This window comes from Photobacterium frigidiphilum (genome assembly GCF_003025615.1).
In the GTDB taxonomy this organism is placed as follows: Bacteria; Pseudomonadota; Gammaproteobacteria; order Enterobacterales; family Vibrionaceae; genus Photobacterium; species Photobacterium frigidiphilum.
Window position 1 is genome coordinate 55,894 of record NZ_PYMJ01000015.1, and the last position, 18,313, is coordinate 74,206.

Genomic DNA, 18,313 nt, shown 5'->3' on the forward strand with positions numbered 1-18,313 from the left:
TAATCATGAATGCCGAAACAAGATTAGATTTAATTTCCTACATTAATGATTTATTGGTCGCGATAAAAGAAGCTCGATTTGTTGCAATCGATGCGGGTAATGACAAGCTTGTTGATAAATTAAAAAAAAGAAGAAAAAAATTGAGCAAGCTTCGAGATAAACTCATCCAGGCTCAAATGAAAGACTGGATTGATAATGCTGAGGCTATTACTGAAAGAATTAAGAGTGCTGAAGAACAAACAAAAATAGCAATTAAGGAACTTAAAGACGATATACGTAATGCCAAAAAATGGGTAGTGGCCACTGGACTTATTGACGATGCCATTGACTTAATTACCTCTTTGCTGCCTTAGGAGTAGTCGGTGAACAACCAATTTTATGAGTGTATTATTGAATTGGTTTAAATTGAAATACTCTCGATTTGGCTCAAGTTTGGTCAACCCTCAATAAACTCATAGAGTAAATAGAGAAGTAAGTTATGTCGGGAGACAATCAAGAGAGTAATGAATCCATAAGGAATGTATTGATATCCAAACGCATATTAGAGTGCTCCGAAGGAGCAATAAAATACGATCGATGGTTACGTATATTGTGTATCCCTAATCTGACCTTAATTGCGGGTGGTTCTCTTCTTGCTTTCGGTGCGGCAATGGTGGCTGAAAAGTTTACTATAGAAGCCGATTATATGGCATTAGTTGGAGGCGCACTAGCTGGTTTACATAGCTGGATGGGTGTAAAATTCATTAACAAAAATGTTGCACTATAAGCTCTGAATACACTTCACTAAAATTGAAGTATGAATCATTACAAGCGACAGGTTTAGAGGTCAGTGAGCGACTTAGGGTCATTGAGTCACGTTATGCAGATTTTGTCTTAAAAATAGATGTAAGCCCTTGGATTTAATAGTGGATATACAATAAAAAACGGACGTGTAAGAGGTCGCCATAACAAGTCTGGAGAAAAGAGAATGCAATAAAATGTCTCAGTGTTGATGGGTAATTATTGTAACTTGTGTGAGAGAAATGACCTAGCTGAATATGTTCAACCTTTAGACCGACTTTCATATTTGCCAAATATAATCTGAGTAAGACCGTTGTACTGGGTTCTTGGAGGCGATTTTTATTATTGAATCTCGATAGGTTAGCGTTATGCGATATGTTTGAATCCCATTTCACATAATTTACAGCCTGTTTGAAATATAAAATGGGACGGTGTGGTTGTCTAACTGATGATATGTAATTCATGGTGTGCAACGAAGGGGTTTCAGATGCAGTCAGAAGTAAAACCAATGCGAATAATCAATCATAAAACCGTGCGTAAAGGTATAGGCTTGATTGCCTTACTGATGCCGTGGGCCGTATTGTGGCTTTCAGGATACTCCTGGAGTGAGATGTCATCTATTAGTGTCTCCTATTGGACAGATTCACGTGATATTTTCGTCGGGTGCTTGATTGCAGTTGCTTTTGCTTTGGCATCTTATAATGGGACAGGTACATGTAGAAGAGATACTGAATTCTGGCTTAGTAAAGCAGCAGGTGTTTTTGCGCTTTTAGTAGCCTTATTTCCAACAATTTGTAGTTTCGAAGATAAAGTTAAATGCACCGATGCACCAAACTGGATTATGCATATATCTTTTAATCATCCCCAGTATATACACTATACTGCTGCAATCCTCTTTTTTATCTGTCTTATTTTATTGATGTCATTTTTCTCGCTTCGCGCAAAATACAAAGAAAAACACTTACGCTCCAGATTATATTTTGTAATCAGCTTGCTCATGTTATTTGGTATACCAACAGTATATATTATTGGAGAATTAACCTCGTTGTATGAATCAACCTTCTGGGCGGAATTGGTGGGATTAACGCTGTTCGGTATCGGCTGGTTAAAGGCTGGTTGGTATAAAACAGAACCTAAGGCGTACTTGCCAAAGGGAGCGACCTTGGTAGACATCGTCGAAGTGAATCCAAAAAACAAAAATAATCCTACAGAAGTAGTAATCGAGGTGGGTGTAGAATATTTCTTCAAAGCCGAAGGGTGTTGGAAAGATTGGTTTCTGGAATGTGGGCCACACGGATGGGGGCCTAATTGGAATCCTTTAAATTACAATAACCGAATTGAGTGGAAACCTCTTTTCCTTCTATGTGGAAACATCGGTAAGAATTGGAACGATGAAGACCGTACATTTTGCATTGGTGATAGGAATACATGGGCGCTTCCATCGGGGCTTAATGACTTGAACCCAGAAGAGCGGAAACTTTATTTATTTGCCAATGATTGGAAAACAAGATACGGAAATAATTACGTACTAGAACCTAAGGAAGGTGGCCCACTAAAGGTTGAAATTTACCGTCTCCAATCGAATGAAGAATAAGTTCATAATAAGGTAAATCAATTCAGGCCACAAAGGGCGTTGCAATTTATTGGCTTTTGTGATGTTAATATCTGTTGGTGCGAAGAATTGTATTTAGAATTGATGAACTAACTCGTTTACATCCAGAGACTTTTCAGCGTGATCTCAGCTAACTATTTCACACCCAGTTGCATAAGCATAATTAATATCAAGTGTTAATATCGTATCTAGAATTGTTTTCAAATGCCCTTTAGTCTGTATTTTCGTTTAGGAAAAAAGGGCATTTTATATAAAAAAACTTGCTTATTTGACTTTAAAATCATCGATATACGCTTGCACATCTTCTAATCAATAGTGATAGCGGTTACCTATTTTATAGGCTGGTAAGTCAAAATTTCCTCGCTGAATCCAACTATAGAGTGTTATCCATTTCACACGAAGAAGCTCTGCCACTTTTCGGCGAAGGATCAATCGAAGTGATTTAAAATTTTGTTTTGTAAGTATATTTTTTGTCGTCTTTTTTTCTCTGTTATTAATTATAAGTTCACTTTAAACGATCTGAACTGTGCACAGAGAATATGGTGCTGGGGAAAATTTTGAACTTAAAAGAAGTGAGGATAAAAGGACAATTTAAACGGCTGATCCATTCTGCTTCCATGCCAGTAAGATTTTGTATAAGTTGTAATTAATGGCCATATGCTATGATACTTTTCCACTAATGAGTACCAACTTGTATCAAACCAAGTATGTACCAAAAAGTGTACCAAATAATTCCCCATGACAAAGCGTGTTATATCCACGAGATATAACGGTTATAGATACGTCGTGGTTGTTTCATTATTGACTTGGGTTTAAGGTTTTGAATAATAGACATTTAATGGTTCAGGGTACAACATCAGACGCAGGCAAAAGCGTACTTACAGCGGGTTTATGCCGTGTACTTGCGCGAAAAGGTATAAAGGTAGCGCCATTCAAATCTCAAAATATGGCACTCAATAGTGCAGTAACAAAAGATGGTGGTGAAATTGGCCGTGCACAAGCAGTTCAAGCACAAGCCGCATGTATCGAACCGACAGTACACATGAACCCTGTATTGTTGAAACCCAATACCGATGTCGGTGCTCAAATCATCGTTCAAGGTAAAGCCATCGCAGATATGGATGCGATAGGCTACAACGGCTATAAAAAAGTAGTTATGGGGCCTATCATGGAGTCTTTTGGTATTTTACAAGATGAATACCAAACTGTGATCATTGAAGGTGCAGGCAGCCCAGCAGAGATTAATTTACGTGAAAACGATGTCGCGAATATGGGGTTTGCAGAAAAGGCAGATGTGCCAGTCATCATTATTGCAGATATTGATCGTGGCGGTGTTTTTGCGCATTTGTACGGCACATTGGCATTATTGTCTGAATCAGAACAGGCACGTGTGATTGGTTTTGTTATTAATCGCTTTCGCGGCGATATAAAGTTACTTGAATCTGGTCTTGACTGGCTCGAAGAAAAAACCGGTAAACCAGTCTTGGGTGTTTTACCGTATTTACATGGCTTGATGCTAGAAGCGGAAGATGCGATTAATGTTCAGCAAGTCGAAGCGGCTGATGAGCAGCTCAATGTTGTTGTGCCAGTATTAACACGGGTAAGCAACCATACAGATTTTGATCCGTTGCGCATGCACCCGCAAGTGAATTTACAATTCGTAGGTAAAGGGCAACAAATTCCTCCTACTGATCTTATTATTATTCCTGGCACCAAAAGTGTGCGGAGTGATTTAGCTTTCTTACGCGAGCAAGGCTGGGATAAGCAGATCGAACGTCATTTGCGCTTAGGGGGCAAAGTGATGGGCATTTGTGGTGGTTATCAGATGTTGGGTGAAAGTATTGCCGATCCTGATGGAATTGAGGGGGAGGCGGGTGAAAGCCAAGGTCTGGGCTATTTACAAACATCCACGATACTTGCACCAGAAAAGCAGCTTAAGCAAACCGTTGGTACACTTCAATTACCTGAACAACCAGCTGTACCTGTACGTGGTTATGAAATTCACGCCGGTATTACAGCAGGCATTCAGGCAAATGCGCCAGTGCAACTTCAAGACGGGCCGGATGGCCAGCTAGGTATTGATAATCAAGTGTTTGGAACATATCTACATGGTATTTTTGAACAGACTGAAGCATGTAATGCTATTTTATCTTGGGCGGGGCTAGAAGCCACGCAAACACCTGATTTTGATCTAATACGCGAGCAAGGTATTGATCGTGTTGCCGACACACTTGAAGAGTACATGAAGCTTGATAAATTGTGGCCAGAATGGGCTGATAAGTTTGCCAAGTAACGTGCGATAGAATCTTAAAGCACATTATTCAGAGAACTAAAAAAGCCGGTGCAACATCCTATATTATCGCGATGTGGCACGGGCTTTTATTTTACGTATTACTACATTTTTCTTTTAGAAGATACGTCGAAATTAACGTTGCTCTAATGGGTATGAACGGTAGCTCCACATGCCATAAGTACGAAGTGCATCGCGGTAGATACCTAGAAGCTCACCATCTGTAGGTACTTTTAATTCGTCGAGTGGTTTGTCTGCGGCTGAAACAGTATCAAACGTAATGTCTTTAGGGCCAGTCTGCCAGCTTGCGATTTCAAACAATGTTTGTCCGCGACGTACGTGGCTTGCAGAGCTAATAATAGTGGCATGATCAATATCATGACGGGCTAGGGCATAGCTGCTGTATAGAGCGTTCTCTACAGTACTGCGTGCATAGTTATCTTCAATAATACGGCTACGGTCTATTCCTTTCTCTACTAACCAATCTGCCATTAACTTACCTTCAGTTTTATGGTTTTTTGGTACGCCACCAGTCAGTACGATTAGCGACTTAGGCTGTTCTTTAGCAAAGGCTAATGTCATTTCTAAACGTTGAATGAGTATGTCATGCATGCTGCCATCTGGGTTTAGGGCATAGCCCAATGTGATGATAGCGGTATTGCCGTCTTGCGCTTTATCAAACGTGGTTTTAAGTGGGGTTTCCACTATGCGATTCACGGTATCAAAAATGCGTTGCATGTCTGCGGCACGTCCTGGATTAAGTGATTCCAGCACCTTCATGTGTTTTGCTGATTCTGTATCGTTGCCTGTAAAGTGCTGCCACACAGCAAGGTAAGAATGTGCATCTACATCTTCAGGTGCAACACTTAATACTTTTTCAAAAAGCTCAATTGCGCGTTCAGCGTTCTTGTTATAGATTTGTGCATTCGCGGCAGAAATTAACAAATCGGTACGATAAGGTTCTAAGTCGTAGGCTTCTAGCAGTCGATTAGTCACTATCTCCATGTTGCTTGGCATTTTTGCGGTAAAGCCAGCATGTGAGATACGAGCGGGTGATTTGAATGCTGTTGCCGCATCAATGAGCAATTGATCAACTACCTGACGCTTTGTTGTGAACTGACTATATTCGACAGTTGCTTGAATGCTTTGTTGAGTATCTGTTTGATTTGCAGCAAAAAGTGAGGCAGAAGAAAGGGTTAATAGGCTACCAAGAGTAAAAGCAATAATTGTCTTTTTCATTATATTAGTCACTTAAGTTCACAGTTTGGACTGCAATATAGATAATTCTCGAAGAGAATTTTGTGATTTATGATTGAAAAATGCAGTTATTTTGTAGGAATATGTGAAATTGGAATCAAGCTCCGCTTTGATGTATGTTCAGTTAAACGGAACGCTAGTCTAAAAATCAACAAGGTGATGTATGACTCAAGAATATAGCTTTCGAACGTGCTCTTTTGACACTGAACGGCTGAAGGTGAGTAATGTACTGAGTGTTTTAAATCAGTCTGTTTCTGAAGCAGAACTATCGGGTGTTGCTTTAAAAATATTAACACCAAATGTAACTCAATCTCTTCCTCCAGAGTTTCAATCAGTTCAGTGTGTTGAATCTGCAAGTAAATGGATAAATGAGATGGTAACTAACAGCCATTTCCTTATCATCCAGCAATCAGAGAGTCATCAAATTATTGGTTTCATTTTTTTCTATGTATTCACTCCAAAAGAGTCTGGTTCCAATGTACATCTTGGTTATCTTCTTGATGAGCGTTTTTGGGGGAAAGGTTATGCGAATGAATTTATGGAGGGGCTAATTGAATGGTGCAATCGTTCTCAATTAGTCTCTAAATTACTTGGTGGCGTTGATGTGGGTAATGCTCAATCAATTAAATTATTAGAAAATAATGGGTTCAATGAAGCAACTGGCGATTCACCGAATGGCGTTGTTTTTTATGAACGTTCATTTAGTAAATGTTGAATTATAATTAAGCTGATGCGTACACGTGTTTGTACTTACAAAAAAGGTCTTAGTACTGTCGCTGTGAATACGACAAGTATCTAAGACCTTTTGTTTTAAATCTGTATTTAAGCACTGTTAGAGATGAATCAATTCATACACTATGGCGCTTAGCTTTGTCCGATGATCAGCTCTTCATCAAGATCTGTTAAGATCATTTTTTGAATATCTAAGCCAAGATACATCAAAATCAGACACCAATTTAGAAAAGGAATATTGTTCTTTTCTAAGTTGTCTTCAAAGTGGTCTAGTCTCCAGTTGAATGATTCAGCTAAATCAGTAAACGTTAAACCCGTGAATACGCCTTCGCCGACAACGCGGTTAAGCTGTAAACGTGAAGGGGATACAAATTTACTTGCAGGTAAAAAAGCATTTCTATCAAATGCAGATAGTACTTTACGTACATCGACAGAAAGTGCATCACCGCGATTGTTTATATTAGGTCTGCCTACTAAAGCAACAAGAAAACACCAGCAAGTATATGGAATGTATGAAACCTCGTACGGTTCTTTTTTATAGCCAGCAGTCCAATCACAAAATCTGCGCTCAGAAATACCAGTAAGTTTAACTAACTTAGCTGATTCATAACCGTATTCGCGCAGTAATGCTAAAACCTCTGCAACTTCAGAAACGAAAGGCTTGGTCCAATTGTTGACTGGTGTAAATGTATTTTCTCTAATCACGAGCTAACCTTTTTGCAAGAATAAGCTTATTGAAGCATATTCACATGTTTGGTGTACAAATAACGTACTTTATTATGAACCATTTACATGAATGAAATTGGATCATCGAGGGGAATGATACTGATAAGTTCCGAGATGTCTATTAAAGCTCATAAAAGTTGAACATTTCATGCAAATTGATACCAGTATCAGCACTTTTTGCTGCGAAAGATGATGACCATTGATTAATTTATAGAGTCTTAGATTATTAAAGGGACATTAAACAATGCCCATCATCTTTATTTTGAGATAGGTCGCTAATGTTTTGCCATCTTGAATCTCATTGTTTAATACTTTTTGTTCAAACTCATTAACAGACATGGTGACGACTTCAATTACTTCATCGTCATCTAATTCTCCAGCGGTTTCTGATAAGCCTTGAGCGAGAAACAAGTACTGAACCTCATCACAAAACCCTGGTACAGGCAGAAGTTCACCAAGGCTTTGCCAACTTTCAGCTTTCAGGTTTACTTCTTCTGCGAGCTCTCTTTTCGCGCAATTTAGAATGTCTTCTTTGCTTTCTAACGTACCCGCTGGAAATTCAAGAATCCATTGCTTGATAGCAGGGCGGTATTGATGCACTAAAACAAGCTCACCGCATTGATTAATCGGCACAATGATCACGGCACCAGGATGTTTTACGGTGGTGAATTCAATGTTTCGACCATCAGGTAGCTGGTGCTGTTCTTGTTCTATTGAAAAGCACTTCCATTGGTAAAGTGTTTTGGCAGGCGTTTTGGTAGACATAGGCAACTCCATTACATTTAATAAACCAGAGGCTTATAGTATAAAAAAAGCGATTTCATTATAGGTGATAAACCTGATGAAATCGCTTTTCGATACTGCCAAGCTTATTTATAAATCATGAACATTGAGTGAAAATCAGAATGAACCACTTCTAGCTAATTGCAATTTGGCTGCGTCCCCAGCTTTTTGCACGATGTAGGGCGCTCTCTGCTTTTATGTAATCAAAACTATATTCCTGAAACTCGATAGGCGTAATACCAATGCTAACGGTAATACTTACATTATGGCCCGACTCTAACTCTAAAGACCAGCTGGCAATTTCATCTTTTAAGAGAGATGCGAACTCTTCAGCGGCTATTATGTCAGTTTCGGGTAGCAGTAAACAAAACTCTTCACCACCGATCCGTGCTAGGTGATCACCTTTACGTGTATTTTCGCGTAAGCATTTGGCGAGCATCATCAAGACTTGATCGCCAGCATGTAAACCGTAGCGGTCATTGACGGCTTTAAACTCATCAATGTCTAGAACGAGCATAGAGAAATCACGTAAATAACGTTGACTACGTGCTGATTCACTTTGATAAATCGGCAATAACCCAGAACGATTGTGTAAGCCAGTTAAAAAATCGGTGGTTGCCGTTTGTTTTACTCGTGCTATCGCTTCGTTACGATGACGAGCAAGTAAATAAGCCATAATTAAAACAATAGAATACGCACTGATGTTTTGTAATGCTTCCGTTATTTGAAGTTGTTTATCAGAGACTTCAGCGACGCCCAGTACAATGTAGAAACAACCAAATAATGAGCTATACCACCAAGCGTATTTCTGTTGTAACGCAAAGAAGCACAATAATGGAATAGTCAGACCAATGGTATTGCTGATATGGCGAGAGCTGTCTGCGTAAAAACCGAGTGCACAGGCTGCTGTTGTTGAAAAGATAAAAATCCAAATCAGTAAATAGGGGTTTATTTTATATTTATTAATGACTGAAAGTGTATAACAAATGACCATGCCGATAACGGCAGAAAAGGTGAAGTTAACAGGAACGTTAGAGACAAAATAAGTGAAAGCAATGATCGCGCAAATCATGCCTGAAAATGGAAATAGAATAGTCAGTTGTTTTTGAAGGGTTTTCTCACTTAATTCTATGTATGCAAAATTGGAGGATTCAAGTTGAGTGCTTTTTATAACTGTTGCCATAATACGGTCTTACATCCTTGTTACACAAAAAAACCGTCAATGCGCAACGTGATGCATTGACGATTGTAGAATAACAGTAATGTCGATTATGTCTAATTATTTTTAGCAACAAATGTAATCTATTGATTTAAGACAAGAATGATTTTATCAATTTAACGACAACTTCAGGTTGCTCGTTCGTGACCCCATGACCAGTCTCAGGAATAACGACAATCGGGGCATTCAAATACCTACTGAGCTGAATGCCACTTTTTAGCGGGAAGATTTGATCACTGTCTCCCCAAATCACCATGCTATTGGGTAGATTGTTAGGCGGGAATTCTGCAATACGATCTCTATCTTTGATGAGTGTTTGAATTAATGACGTTCTTTCTGCTTGCCAAGGCGAGAAGTAGCTGGTGTAAATTTGATCGGCTATGAAGTCGGGCATGTATTTCTTTTCATAAAAAACGTTGTCAAATAATCGCCTTACTTCATCACTGTTTTGAGGCACAAATAAATTCTCGGGTTTATCAACACCTGCGCGTAGGCATAAATCGTCAAGATCTTTCTCTGAGAATAACGGACCAGGGCTGGCAATGATGATCGATTTATCAATGCGTTCAGGTGTGGTCATCATGTTGTAGGTTACAAATCCGCCATAGGAGATGCCAGCGACATTTACTTTGTCTATTTTTAAATGATCCATAAGTTGCCAAATGGCATTTGTTTGGGTGGTTAAATCGGGTAGACCTTTACTGTGAGAATCGCCAAACCAAGCAAGATCAGGTGCGATAACTTGATAGTCTTGGCTTAGCACCATCATTTCTTTTTTCCATGTGGACATTGCAGTGCCACCAAAGCCATGAAGTAACAATAATGGTTTACCCGTACCGCCGACCCAGAACTTCATGCTGCCACCTTCTTTTAAGGGCAGAAATTGCTCAGAGTAACCAGCATTGACTAATGACTCTCCGTCTTGTGTGGCTTTCCATTTAACAATTTCACAGCCTGAAAGGGTAAATATAAGCACAAAAAAAAGCATAACATGTCGAAATAGCCTTGGCATCAAAGGTTCCTTTTGGGTGATGGCATAAACTGGTTAAAGTGTATTATACAGTGTTTTTAACGTTATTCATTATAGTAACATTTTGATATGGACGTTTTATATTCGAATTATACATAAACGTAAACAATGGTCATTTTATGTAAAAAAATGGCTTTATAATTGCTAGTATCATTCTTATAGCATTTGTTTTTAGATATACTGAGTCATATTCATATAGAATATGAACCGTATCTTGTCAGTTTTAAATAACATGCTATAAAGTTTTTTTGAATGTCTTGTTGTAAAAAAACGTTTATAAATAGCGTGTTATTTAAAATTTATTAACAATCAAAATTTAGGGAGAGAACATGCGTGTTTTAGTTACTGGAGGAATGGGTTATATCGGTAGCCATACTTGTGTTCAAATGATTGAAGCAGGAATGACCCCAGTTATCGTTGATAACCTATATAACAGTAAAGAAACAGTATTGGCTCGCATTGAAGCATTAACGGGTGTTATGCCTGCGTTTTTTCAAGGTGATATTCGTGACCGTGCCTTTTTAGATAAAGTTCTCTCTGAAAATGAAATCGATGCTGTTATTCATTTCGCTGGCTTAAAAGCGGTAGGTGAATCTGTTGTTAAGCCTTTAGAATACTATGATAACAACGTGCACGGTACCTTGGTATTAGTTGAAGCAATGCGTGCTGCTGGTGTTAATAGCCTTATCTTCAGTTCTTCTGCAACGGTATATGGCGATCCTACCTCTGTGCCAATAACAGAAAACTTTCCAACAAGCGCCACCAACCCGTATGGTCGTAGTAAGTTAATGGTTGAAGAATGTCTAACCGATATTCAATTGGCTTACCCAGAAATGAGCATTACGCTACTGCGTTACTTTAACCCAGTTGGCTCTCATAAATCGGGCACAATGGGTGAAGATCCGCAGGGTATTCCAAATAACTTAATGCCGTTTATCTCTCAGGTTGCAGTTGGCCGTCGTGAGTTCTTATCTGTGTTTGGTGATGATTACCCAACAGTCGATGGTACCGGTGTGCGTGACTATATTCACGTGGTTGATTTGGCTGATGGTCACTTAGCGGCATTGAACTACAAAGGTTCAGAAGCTGGTTTGCATATCTACAATCTTGGTACTGGTAATGGCAGCAGCGTAATCCAAATGGTTGATGCATTTTCGAAAGCATCTGGCGTTGAGGTTGCTTATAAGGTTGCCCCACGTCGTCCTGGTGATATTGCAGAATGTTGGGCAGATCCAGCGAAAGCAAAAGCAGAACTTCATTGGGAAGCGAAGCTTTCAGTTGAAGACATGACGACAGATACATGGCGTTGGCAGTCAAATAACCCGAACGGTTACCCTGACGCATAACGAGTCTATTGATGCGTTAATGGCATTAAGAGTCTTAGAATAAAAACTAAGCCGCTATATCAACTGTGATAACAGATTGAATAGCGGTTTTGTGTGTGTAATTACAGAAACTACGTGTTTTATTGCAGTTTATATCATGAGGTCTAGATGTACCTTAGAAATACTGTGCTATAATCTGCAGCTAACATTTTTCACTTTTGTGTGAACTTAATCACATAAAGGTCGAGATATTATTGATTGTAAACTCTGAATCAGAGCGTTTTTACCGGAGCATCATTTTGCATTTTAAAGATCTTGGATTAGACCCACGCCTTCTTAAGAAACTGACACACCTTGGGTTTGATCGAGCAACTGAAATTCAGCGAACAGCCGTCCCCGTGGCTATTATGGGGAAAGACGTGCTAGCCTCGTCGAAAACAGGCTCTGGTAAAACACTGGCGTTCTTATTGCCTGCTATGCAGCGTATGTATCGTGGTAAGCCATTTACTCGTCGCGATCAGCGTGTACTTATTTTAACGCCAACGCGTGAGTTAGCAAAACAAGTGTTTGCTCAATTACGTACGTTAAATGCGGGTACACCGTATGATGGCGCGCTGATTGTTGGTGGTGAAAACTTCAACGATCAAGTGAAAGAATTCCGTAAAGACCCAATGTTTGTTGTAGCAACACCGGGTCGTTTTGCTGATCACCTTGAGCACCGTAGTACAAGCCTTGATGGTCTTGAAATGCTAATTCTTGATGAAGCAGACCGTATGCTTGATCTGGGTTTTGCACCTCAGCTACGCCGTATTCACGAATTGGCTAACCACCGTCGTCGTCAAACTCTAATGTTCTCTGCAACAATGGACAATGAAGATGTGATTGAAATGGCGTCAGAGATGCTAAATGCACCTAAGCGCCTTTCGGTTGGTAACTCAAATGAAGAACATACTGATATTACACAGCGTTTCTACCTGTGTGATCACTTAGATCATAAACAAGCACTACTTGATAAAGTGCTTGAGACTGAAGATTACAATCAGGTCATTATCTTTACGGCAACCCGCGCAGATACTGATCGCTTAACGGCTGAGCTGAATGAACGTAAACTGAAAGCTGTCGCACTAAGCGGTAACTTAAATCAGAATCAACGTAACAGCATCATGAGTCAGTTTGAACGTGTATGTCATAAGATTTTGGTAACAACAGATGTTGCTTCTCGTGGTCTAGATATCGATGGTGTATCGCATGTTATCAACTTTGATATGCCAAAACACGCTGAAGAATATGTTCACCGTGTGGGGCGTACTGGTCGTGCTGGTAACAAAGGTGACGCAATTTCACTTGTTGGCCCTAAAGACTGGAAGAGCTTTAAAAGTGTTGAAGCCTACTTACAACAGTCTATTTCTTTCAGTGTACTTGAAGGTTTAGCGGGTAAGTTTAAAGGTCTTAAACCTGCACCGAAGAAAAAGTTCATTAAGAAGAAACCGACAGATCAAAAAGCATCTGCTGCTAAGAAATCAACAGCGCCTAAAGCGAAGAAGAAAGTTGATAAGCGTTTTTACGATAACGTTGCTGTAGGCGAAAATGTATTTAAGCCTAAGAAAAAGCGTGACGTTGATGTAAGTAAAGACGACGCATAAAGACACTAATTACCCCGTTTCTCTCTCGGAGAAACGTGTAATAAAGAAAGGCGTTAACTGTTATTAACAGTGACGCCTTTTTTGTATATTGCATTTATCAAAGCCAATACCAACTAAAAAGTATCTAAACGCCACCTATTCAGTGACGCGGTCACTTTTCTATTGGGTGCCAGTTATACTGGTTGATTAGACTAAGTAGCTGCTCAGTTTCTTCGTCTAATCCCTTGATTAACCAGTTGATAAAGTTTGTGACCTTGTCACTTTTTGTTCGGCAGTAATAATAATACTTCCATGGGCTATAAATGATTTTTGCTTCAAGGGGCAGTTTTAAGAACCCTTGCTTCAGTTCGTTCGTCACAAAAAGCAGATCGGTAATTGTTGCTCCTTGCCCTGATAAGCAAGATGTTAGCGCCATGTCTAATGTATCGAAAGTGAGTTCCGTCTTACCGAGAGGCTGCTGTATACCCGTTTGTACAAACCAAGCTCGCCAATCAGAACGATCTTTTGTGGGGTGTAGGCGAGGGTAAGTCAGTAATTCATCGATTGTTAGTTGCGTATCGCCCTTTACTAATAACATCGAATAAACAGGCGCTAAATATTCTTTACGTAAAAATACGATAGGTTGTTTGATTGTTGTGGGATCTTGGTAGTTTGAAATTGCAATATCGTAATCATCTGAATCGAGATTAAGTTGATCACCATAATTACCGTTATTACCAATATTTGATGAAATAATGATGTCTAAGTTTGGGTTCTGTTCTTTAAAGGAATGCAAACGGGGGATCAACCAACGTACCGCAAAGCTCATTGAAACATTCAATTTTAGGGTGTTATCTTCCTGCTGTTTAAGCTGGTGAATGGTGTTATTTAGTTCACTAAATTGGCGAGTCAGTAGCAAAGCAATTTCTTTGCCTTCCTCTGTCAGTATTAACGCACGGTGCTGACGAATAAAGAGTGTAAAACCAAGCTGTTCTTCTAATAAACGTATCTGACGGCTAACCGCACTTTGTGTTACATTTAGCTCTTGGGCTGCAATGGTAAAACTGAGGTGTCTAGCTGCTGCTTCGAACACGCGAAGCCCATTTAATGACGAAGGTAGTAGCGTATGTCTTTTAATCATTAGTCACCATTTCTTCGCATGAGTTTTTAGAATGCTAAAGTGCCATAAAAGTCGTTTGAAAAGCAAGGCTACTTTTTTTACATTAAGCTGATAATGTTTCTTGGATTCAAATAGTAAATGCATAACCATTTAATGAATAAGCATGGTTAGTTACTTCGATTAGGTAATAAATGAAAAAACTTCTCACTCTTGCAATACCTCTTATTATTTCTCAACTGGTTGCGCAATTACTGGTCTTTACCGACGTCTGGATGATGGCAAAAATGAGCATACTGGCGATTGCTGGTGGCGGATTAGGTGCATCGGTTTATTCCTTTGTCTTTATTATTGCGGGCAGTACAGTCGGGTGTGTCGCGAACTTAATTGCTATCGCGTATGGCAAGCGAGTACGACAACCTGATGCGGGTAACACTGAAATTAGAGCCGCAGTGAAGGGCGGAATACTGTTATCTTTATTACTTACCGTTACACTTCAGCCATTTTTTGTCATGCTTAAAGATTGGTTATTAATGGCAGATCAAGATCCACAAGCTGTCGCCTTGGCTATGGATTACATAAATGCATTAAAATGGTCAATGCTACCCACCTTAATGTTGTTAGTATTACGAAGCTTAGTCAGTGCGTTTGGTGATACGCGTTCGATAATGGTGATGTCGGTTGCAACTGTTATTTTGAATGTTCCTATCAGCTATGTTCTCGCATTCAAGATGGATATGGGAATTGCGGGTTTAGGCTATGGTTCGTCGTTGGCGTCGCTGATTATTATGGCTGTTTATGGGCATTGGGTCTTTAATCGTCCTCGTTATCGTCAATTTAATCCATTTTCTAAGTTACATGAATACCGTTTGGGTACCATAAAACCATTATTGGCCATTGGTGTGCCGATTATGATCGCGACATTACTCGAGCATGCCTTGTTTTCTGGTGGCGCATTATTGGCCGGTACATTGGGTGCAGTTTCATTAGCCATTCATCAGATAGCGATGCAATGTTTGAATTTGTCATGGAATATTGCTTTTGGTTTTTCACAAGCAGCCTCTATTTTAGTTAGTCAGCATTTTGGGCGTGGTGAACCTAATATGGTAAGGCAGTATGCTAAACAAGGGCTACTTGTTGTAACCGCGACCAGTGCCGTCATTGGTTTATTCTTGATTATTTGGCCTGAGTTTTTAACACAAGTATTCAGTATAGAAGGTGATGTAATGGCACAAGAGTTAGTTACAGCCTTACCAGCAGTGATGATTATGGTTGCGTTGTGTTTTATTGTTGATGCATGGCAGCTAACAGCGATTAGTGTACTACGCGGTATGAAAGTAGTAATAGCGCCAACGATTTCGACGGTGATCGGTTATTGGCTTATTGGTTTACCTGCAGCGTGGTTACTCATGAAATTAATGGGTGTAAAAGGTGTATGGGCGGGTTTTGCCGTTGGTTTAGCTGCAACAGGCTTAATGTTAGTTATATTGTTATTTAAATCACTAACACGCTTTGAACAGCAGATTAAGCAACAAAATGATGAAGATGCGCATAATCACACTAAGAGCGCTAATGTAACCCCGCAAACGATTACAGTTCTGTAATTTCATCAAAAAGCAGTAAACGTTCACTGTAACTTATATTGTTATTTTTCTTAAACCGTTGCTTCGATAAGCAACGGTTTTTTATTGCTTAAGCATAGCTAGCGTGAATGCGTGGAAGGGTATTAATTAATTTAAATGAGAATCATTCTTGATCTCATTCGTGTTGGTGTGTATTATTTGCAAAAAATCGCTTCTATAAGTTTATTATGTTGTTAAGTTCTGTGTTGTTAGCTTCGATGCTACAGAATCCTCTTTGTGATATGTGCTGGTTACGTGATGATAGTCGTAAAAATACGACGGTTTTAGCATATTTAAAAAATGAAAATAAGACATCTGAACACTATTTAAAACCATTGGTGAGCAAGCAGAAAAATCTGCTCAATGAATGGGGAGCTATGGCTGGAAATAAAGCAGAAAAGCCTTGGCTAGATATGAATGGGTACCGCTATAAAACCTTAAATAAAGGGGAACGTGGTGTAGTGGTTCGTAAAAATCAGCAACGAGAAGATGTTGTGATTAATATGAATCAACGCGCGCATGATCATGCTTATTATAAATTAGGGAATTGGAGTGTTAGTCCCAATAACCGTTTAGTTGCAATCGCAGAGAATACTGTAGGTGATGATAATTATATTATCTCAATAATCGATATAGCATCAGGTGAAATACAAACTCAATTTCTGGGTGAGTATGCTGATACCTTGGTGTGGAAATCAGACAATGAAGTGATTGTTGTTGAAAATGAAGCCAACACATATCGACCATATAAAGCGGTATTACGAAATATTAAGACAAACACGTCAGTCACGTTATACCAAGAAACCAATCCTGCTTGGTTAGTTTCTGCTTATATCGCATCCGATGCGAAAAGCATTCTTATTCAGAGTAATAATCATAATACGAGTGTTCAATACCTATTACGTTCGGAAAAAAAATCAGGTATTGACCCAAAGGCAGCGCTTCGATTAGTTAAACCTCGAAAAAGTAGTGTTGAGTATTATGTCGATGTGCTGGATGGCAAGTATTACATAAAGTCCAATCAAGGTGGGAAATTTGCAATTTACACTGCGCAGGATGTGCAACGTGAATGGACGCCTATTATCCAGCCTAAAGGGGATCTCACCCGTTGGTATCTTGCTAATCGGCGTATTGTGATTGAAGAGAAAAAACAAGGAATAACATTACTGGAAGGTTTTGATCTTCAGGGAAAAAAAGTATTCAGTAATAATCTGTCAAAAGCGGCATCCGTTGGATGGATGGCTCGCAATACTAACCCCGCCAGTCAGACGATTAATGTACGTACCATGGGGTTAAGCCAACCACCTGCATGGACAAAGCTTAATATAGAGACAGGTGAAACAGTCAGTTCAGATGCTGATGTATATAACCAATTTAGTACAAATAACTACGTATCAGAATTGATAAGTGTAAAGCATCAAGGTGTAGAGGTACCTGTATCTCTGGTATACCGCAAAGATATGCTTACGGACGATTCCCCCGTATTTCTTTACGGTTATGGTGCTTATGGCGTCACTATGCGCCCTTATTTTATGCCACAGATTATTTCATTGGTTGATCGCGGTGCAGTTTATGCCATTGCGCATGTTCGTGGTGGAGGATTTAAAGGTGATGATTGGTATCAGGCGGGCAAAGGCGTAAACCGACTTAATAGTATTCAAGATTTTACTGCTGTCGCTCAGGTCATGAAGCAATTTCGTATAGAGTCATCATCCGCAAAGGTCGTGGACCGAGACATTTTAGCACTAGGTAGCAGTGCCGGCGGTACGCTTGTCGCAGCGGCAATCAACCAGCGTCCTACCTTATTTAAAGGGGCTGCATTGCAGGTGCCATTTGTTGATGTCTTAAGCAGTATGTCTGATGAATCGATTCCATTAACTCGCCAACAATATGCTGAATGGGGAAACCCGAATAAGCCTGAAGAACGTAATGTAATGCGTGCTTATAGCCCATTTGACAATATTTCAGCACAAGACTATCCCGCTCTGTTGGTTCGAAGTGGCTTATTTGATAGCCGTGTACCTTACTGGGAAGCAGCGAAATATACCGCACGTATTAAAGCATTATCGACAGCAAATAATCCTTATTTGTTAGTCACCGATTTGCAGTCTGGACATAGTACAGACCGCACTAAGGCACTACGCCAACAAGCGATGGATTACGCATTTTTGCTCAATCTGACCAACCTTAATAAATAA

15 protein-coding genes are annotated in these 18,313 nt (G+C 39.6%); 9 read left to right on the plus strand and 6 right to left on the minus strand.

The annotated features are described in order from the left end of the window. Positions 1 to 5: 5 nt before the first annotated feature. The 4 genes from C9J12_RS15375 to C9J12_RS15385 all read left to right on the plus strand — a co-directional run bounded on the left by C9J12_RS15375 (position 6) and on the right by C9J12_RS15385 (position 4,685). Positions 6 to 353 (plus strand): hypothetical protein, encoded by a 348-nt coding sequence (locus tag C9J12_RS15375; protein WP_107243518.1) that lies wholly within the window; start codon positions 6 to 8, stop codon positions 351 to 353. A 236-nt stretch (positions 354 to 589) separates the two neighbouring features. Continuing rightward, positions 590 to 766: a hypothetical protein gene (locus tag C9J12_RS30715; RefSeq protein ID WP_170111791.1), complete on the plus strand. Its 177-nt coding sequence runs from the start codon at positions 590 to 592 to the stop codon at positions 764 to 766. Between the two features lie 501 nt (positions 767 to 1,267). Further along, the gene (locus C9J12_RS15380) at positions 1,268 to 2,374 is read left to right on the plus strand and encodes a DUF998 domain-containing protein (protein WP_170111792.1); all 1,107 of its coding nucleotides are present in this window, start codon (positions 1,268 to 1,270) and stop codon (positions 2,372 to 2,374) included. 856 nt (positions 2,375 to 3,230) lie between these two features. Then, positions 3,231 to 4,685, plus strand: coding sequence for a cobyric acid synthase (locus C9J12_RS15385; RefSeq protein WP_107243520.1), 1,455 nt, complete (start codon positions 3,231 to 3,233; stop codon positions 4,683 to 4,685). 132 nt (positions 4,686 to 4,817) lie between these two features. On the opposite strand, the gene C9J12_RS15390 is transcribed toward C9J12_RS15385, so the two are convergent. Beyond that, a complete protein-coding gene (locus C9J12_RS15390) occupies positions 4,818 to 5,921 on the minus strand; it encodes a YdcF family protein (RefSeq protein ID WP_107243521.1) in 1,104 nt (367 codons plus the stop codon). A gap of 181 nt (positions 5,922 to 6,102) precedes the next feature. On the opposite strand from C9J12_RS15390, the gene C9J12_RS15395 reads away from it, so the two are divergent. After that, positions 6,103 to 6,654, plus strand: coding sequence for a GNAT family N-acetyltransferase (locus C9J12_RS15395; RefSeq protein WP_107243522.1), 552 nt, complete (start codon positions 6,103 to 6,105; stop codon positions 6,652 to 6,654). Positions 6,655 to 6,803: 149 nt separating this feature from the next. Here C9J12_RS15395 and C9J12_RS15400 read toward each other — a convergent pair whose 3' ends face one another. The 4 genes from C9J12_RS15400 to C9J12_RS15415 all read right to left on the minus strand — a co-directional run bounded on the left by C9J12_RS15400 (position 6,804) and on the right by C9J12_RS15415 (position 10,411). Next, positions 6,804 to 7,376 carry a hypothetical protein gene (locus C9J12_RS15400; RefSeq protein WP_011221054.1) on the minus strand — a complete coding sequence of 191 codons (573 nt, stop codon included), beginning with the start codon at positions 7,374 to 7,376 and terminating at the stop codon, positions 6,804 to 6,806. Positions 7,377 to 7,634: 258 nt separating this feature from the next. Beyond that, positions 7,635 to 8,162, minus strand: a complete 528-nt coding sequence (locus tag C9J12_RS15405; protein WP_107243523.1) for an NUDIX hydrolase — start codon at positions 8,160 to 8,162, stop codon at positions 7,635 to 7,637. Positions 8,163 to 8,313: 151 nt separating this feature from the next. Further along, positions 8,314 to 9,363, minus strand: a complete 1,050-nt coding sequence (locus tag C9J12_RS15410) for a GGDEF domain-containing protein (protein ID WP_107243524.1) — start codon at positions 9,361 to 9,363, stop codon at positions 8,314 to 8,316. Positions 9,364 to 9,490: 127 nt separating this feature from the next. Further along, positions 9,491 to 10,411, minus strand: coding sequence for an alpha/beta fold hydrolase (locus C9J12_RS15415; RefSeq protein ID WP_107243525.1), 921 nt, complete (start codon positions 10,409 to 10,411; stop codon positions 9,491 to 9,493). 347 nt (positions 10,412 to 10,758) lie between these two features. On the opposite strand from C9J12_RS15415, the gene galE reads away from it, so the two are divergent. Together galE and C9J12_RS15425 are read left to right on the plus strand one after the other, a co-directional pair. Then, a complete protein-coding gene (galE, locus tag C9J12_RS15420; RefSeq protein WP_107243526.1) occupies positions 10,759 to 11,775 on the plus strand; it encodes a UDP-glucose 4-epimerase GalE in 1,017 nt (338 codons plus the stop codon). Positions 11,776 to 12,053: 278 nt separating this feature from the next. After that, positions 12,054 to 13,397, plus strand: coding sequence for a DEAD/DEAH box helicase (locus C9J12_RS15425; RefSeq protein WP_107243561.1), 1,344 nt, complete (start codon positions 12,054 to 12,056; stop codon positions 13,395 to 13,397). 151 nt (positions 13,398 to 13,548) lie between these two features. Here the strand turns inward: C9J12_RS15425 and C9J12_RS15430 are convergent, their stop codons facing one another. Further along, entirely contained in the window at positions 13,549 to 14,517 is a 969-nt protein-coding gene (locus C9J12_RS15430; protein WP_107243527.1) for a LysR family transcriptional regulator, read from the minus strand. Positions 14,518 to 14,687: 170 nt separating this feature from the next. Between C9J12_RS15430 and C9J12_RS15435 the strand changes: the two genes are divergently transcribed. Beyond that, on the plus strand, positions 14,688 to 16,097 hold the full coding sequence (locus C9J12_RS15435) for an MATE family efflux transporter (protein ID WP_107243528.1): 1,410 nt from the start codon (positions 14,688 to 14,690) through the stop codon (positions 16,095 to 16,097). 206 nt (positions 16,098 to 16,303) lie between these two features. Further along, on the plus strand, positions 16,304 to 18,313 hold the full coding sequence (locus C9J12_RS15440) for a prolyl oligopeptidase family serine peptidase (protein WP_107243529.1): 2,010 nt from the start codon (positions 16,304 to 16,306) through the stop codon (positions 18,311 to 18,313).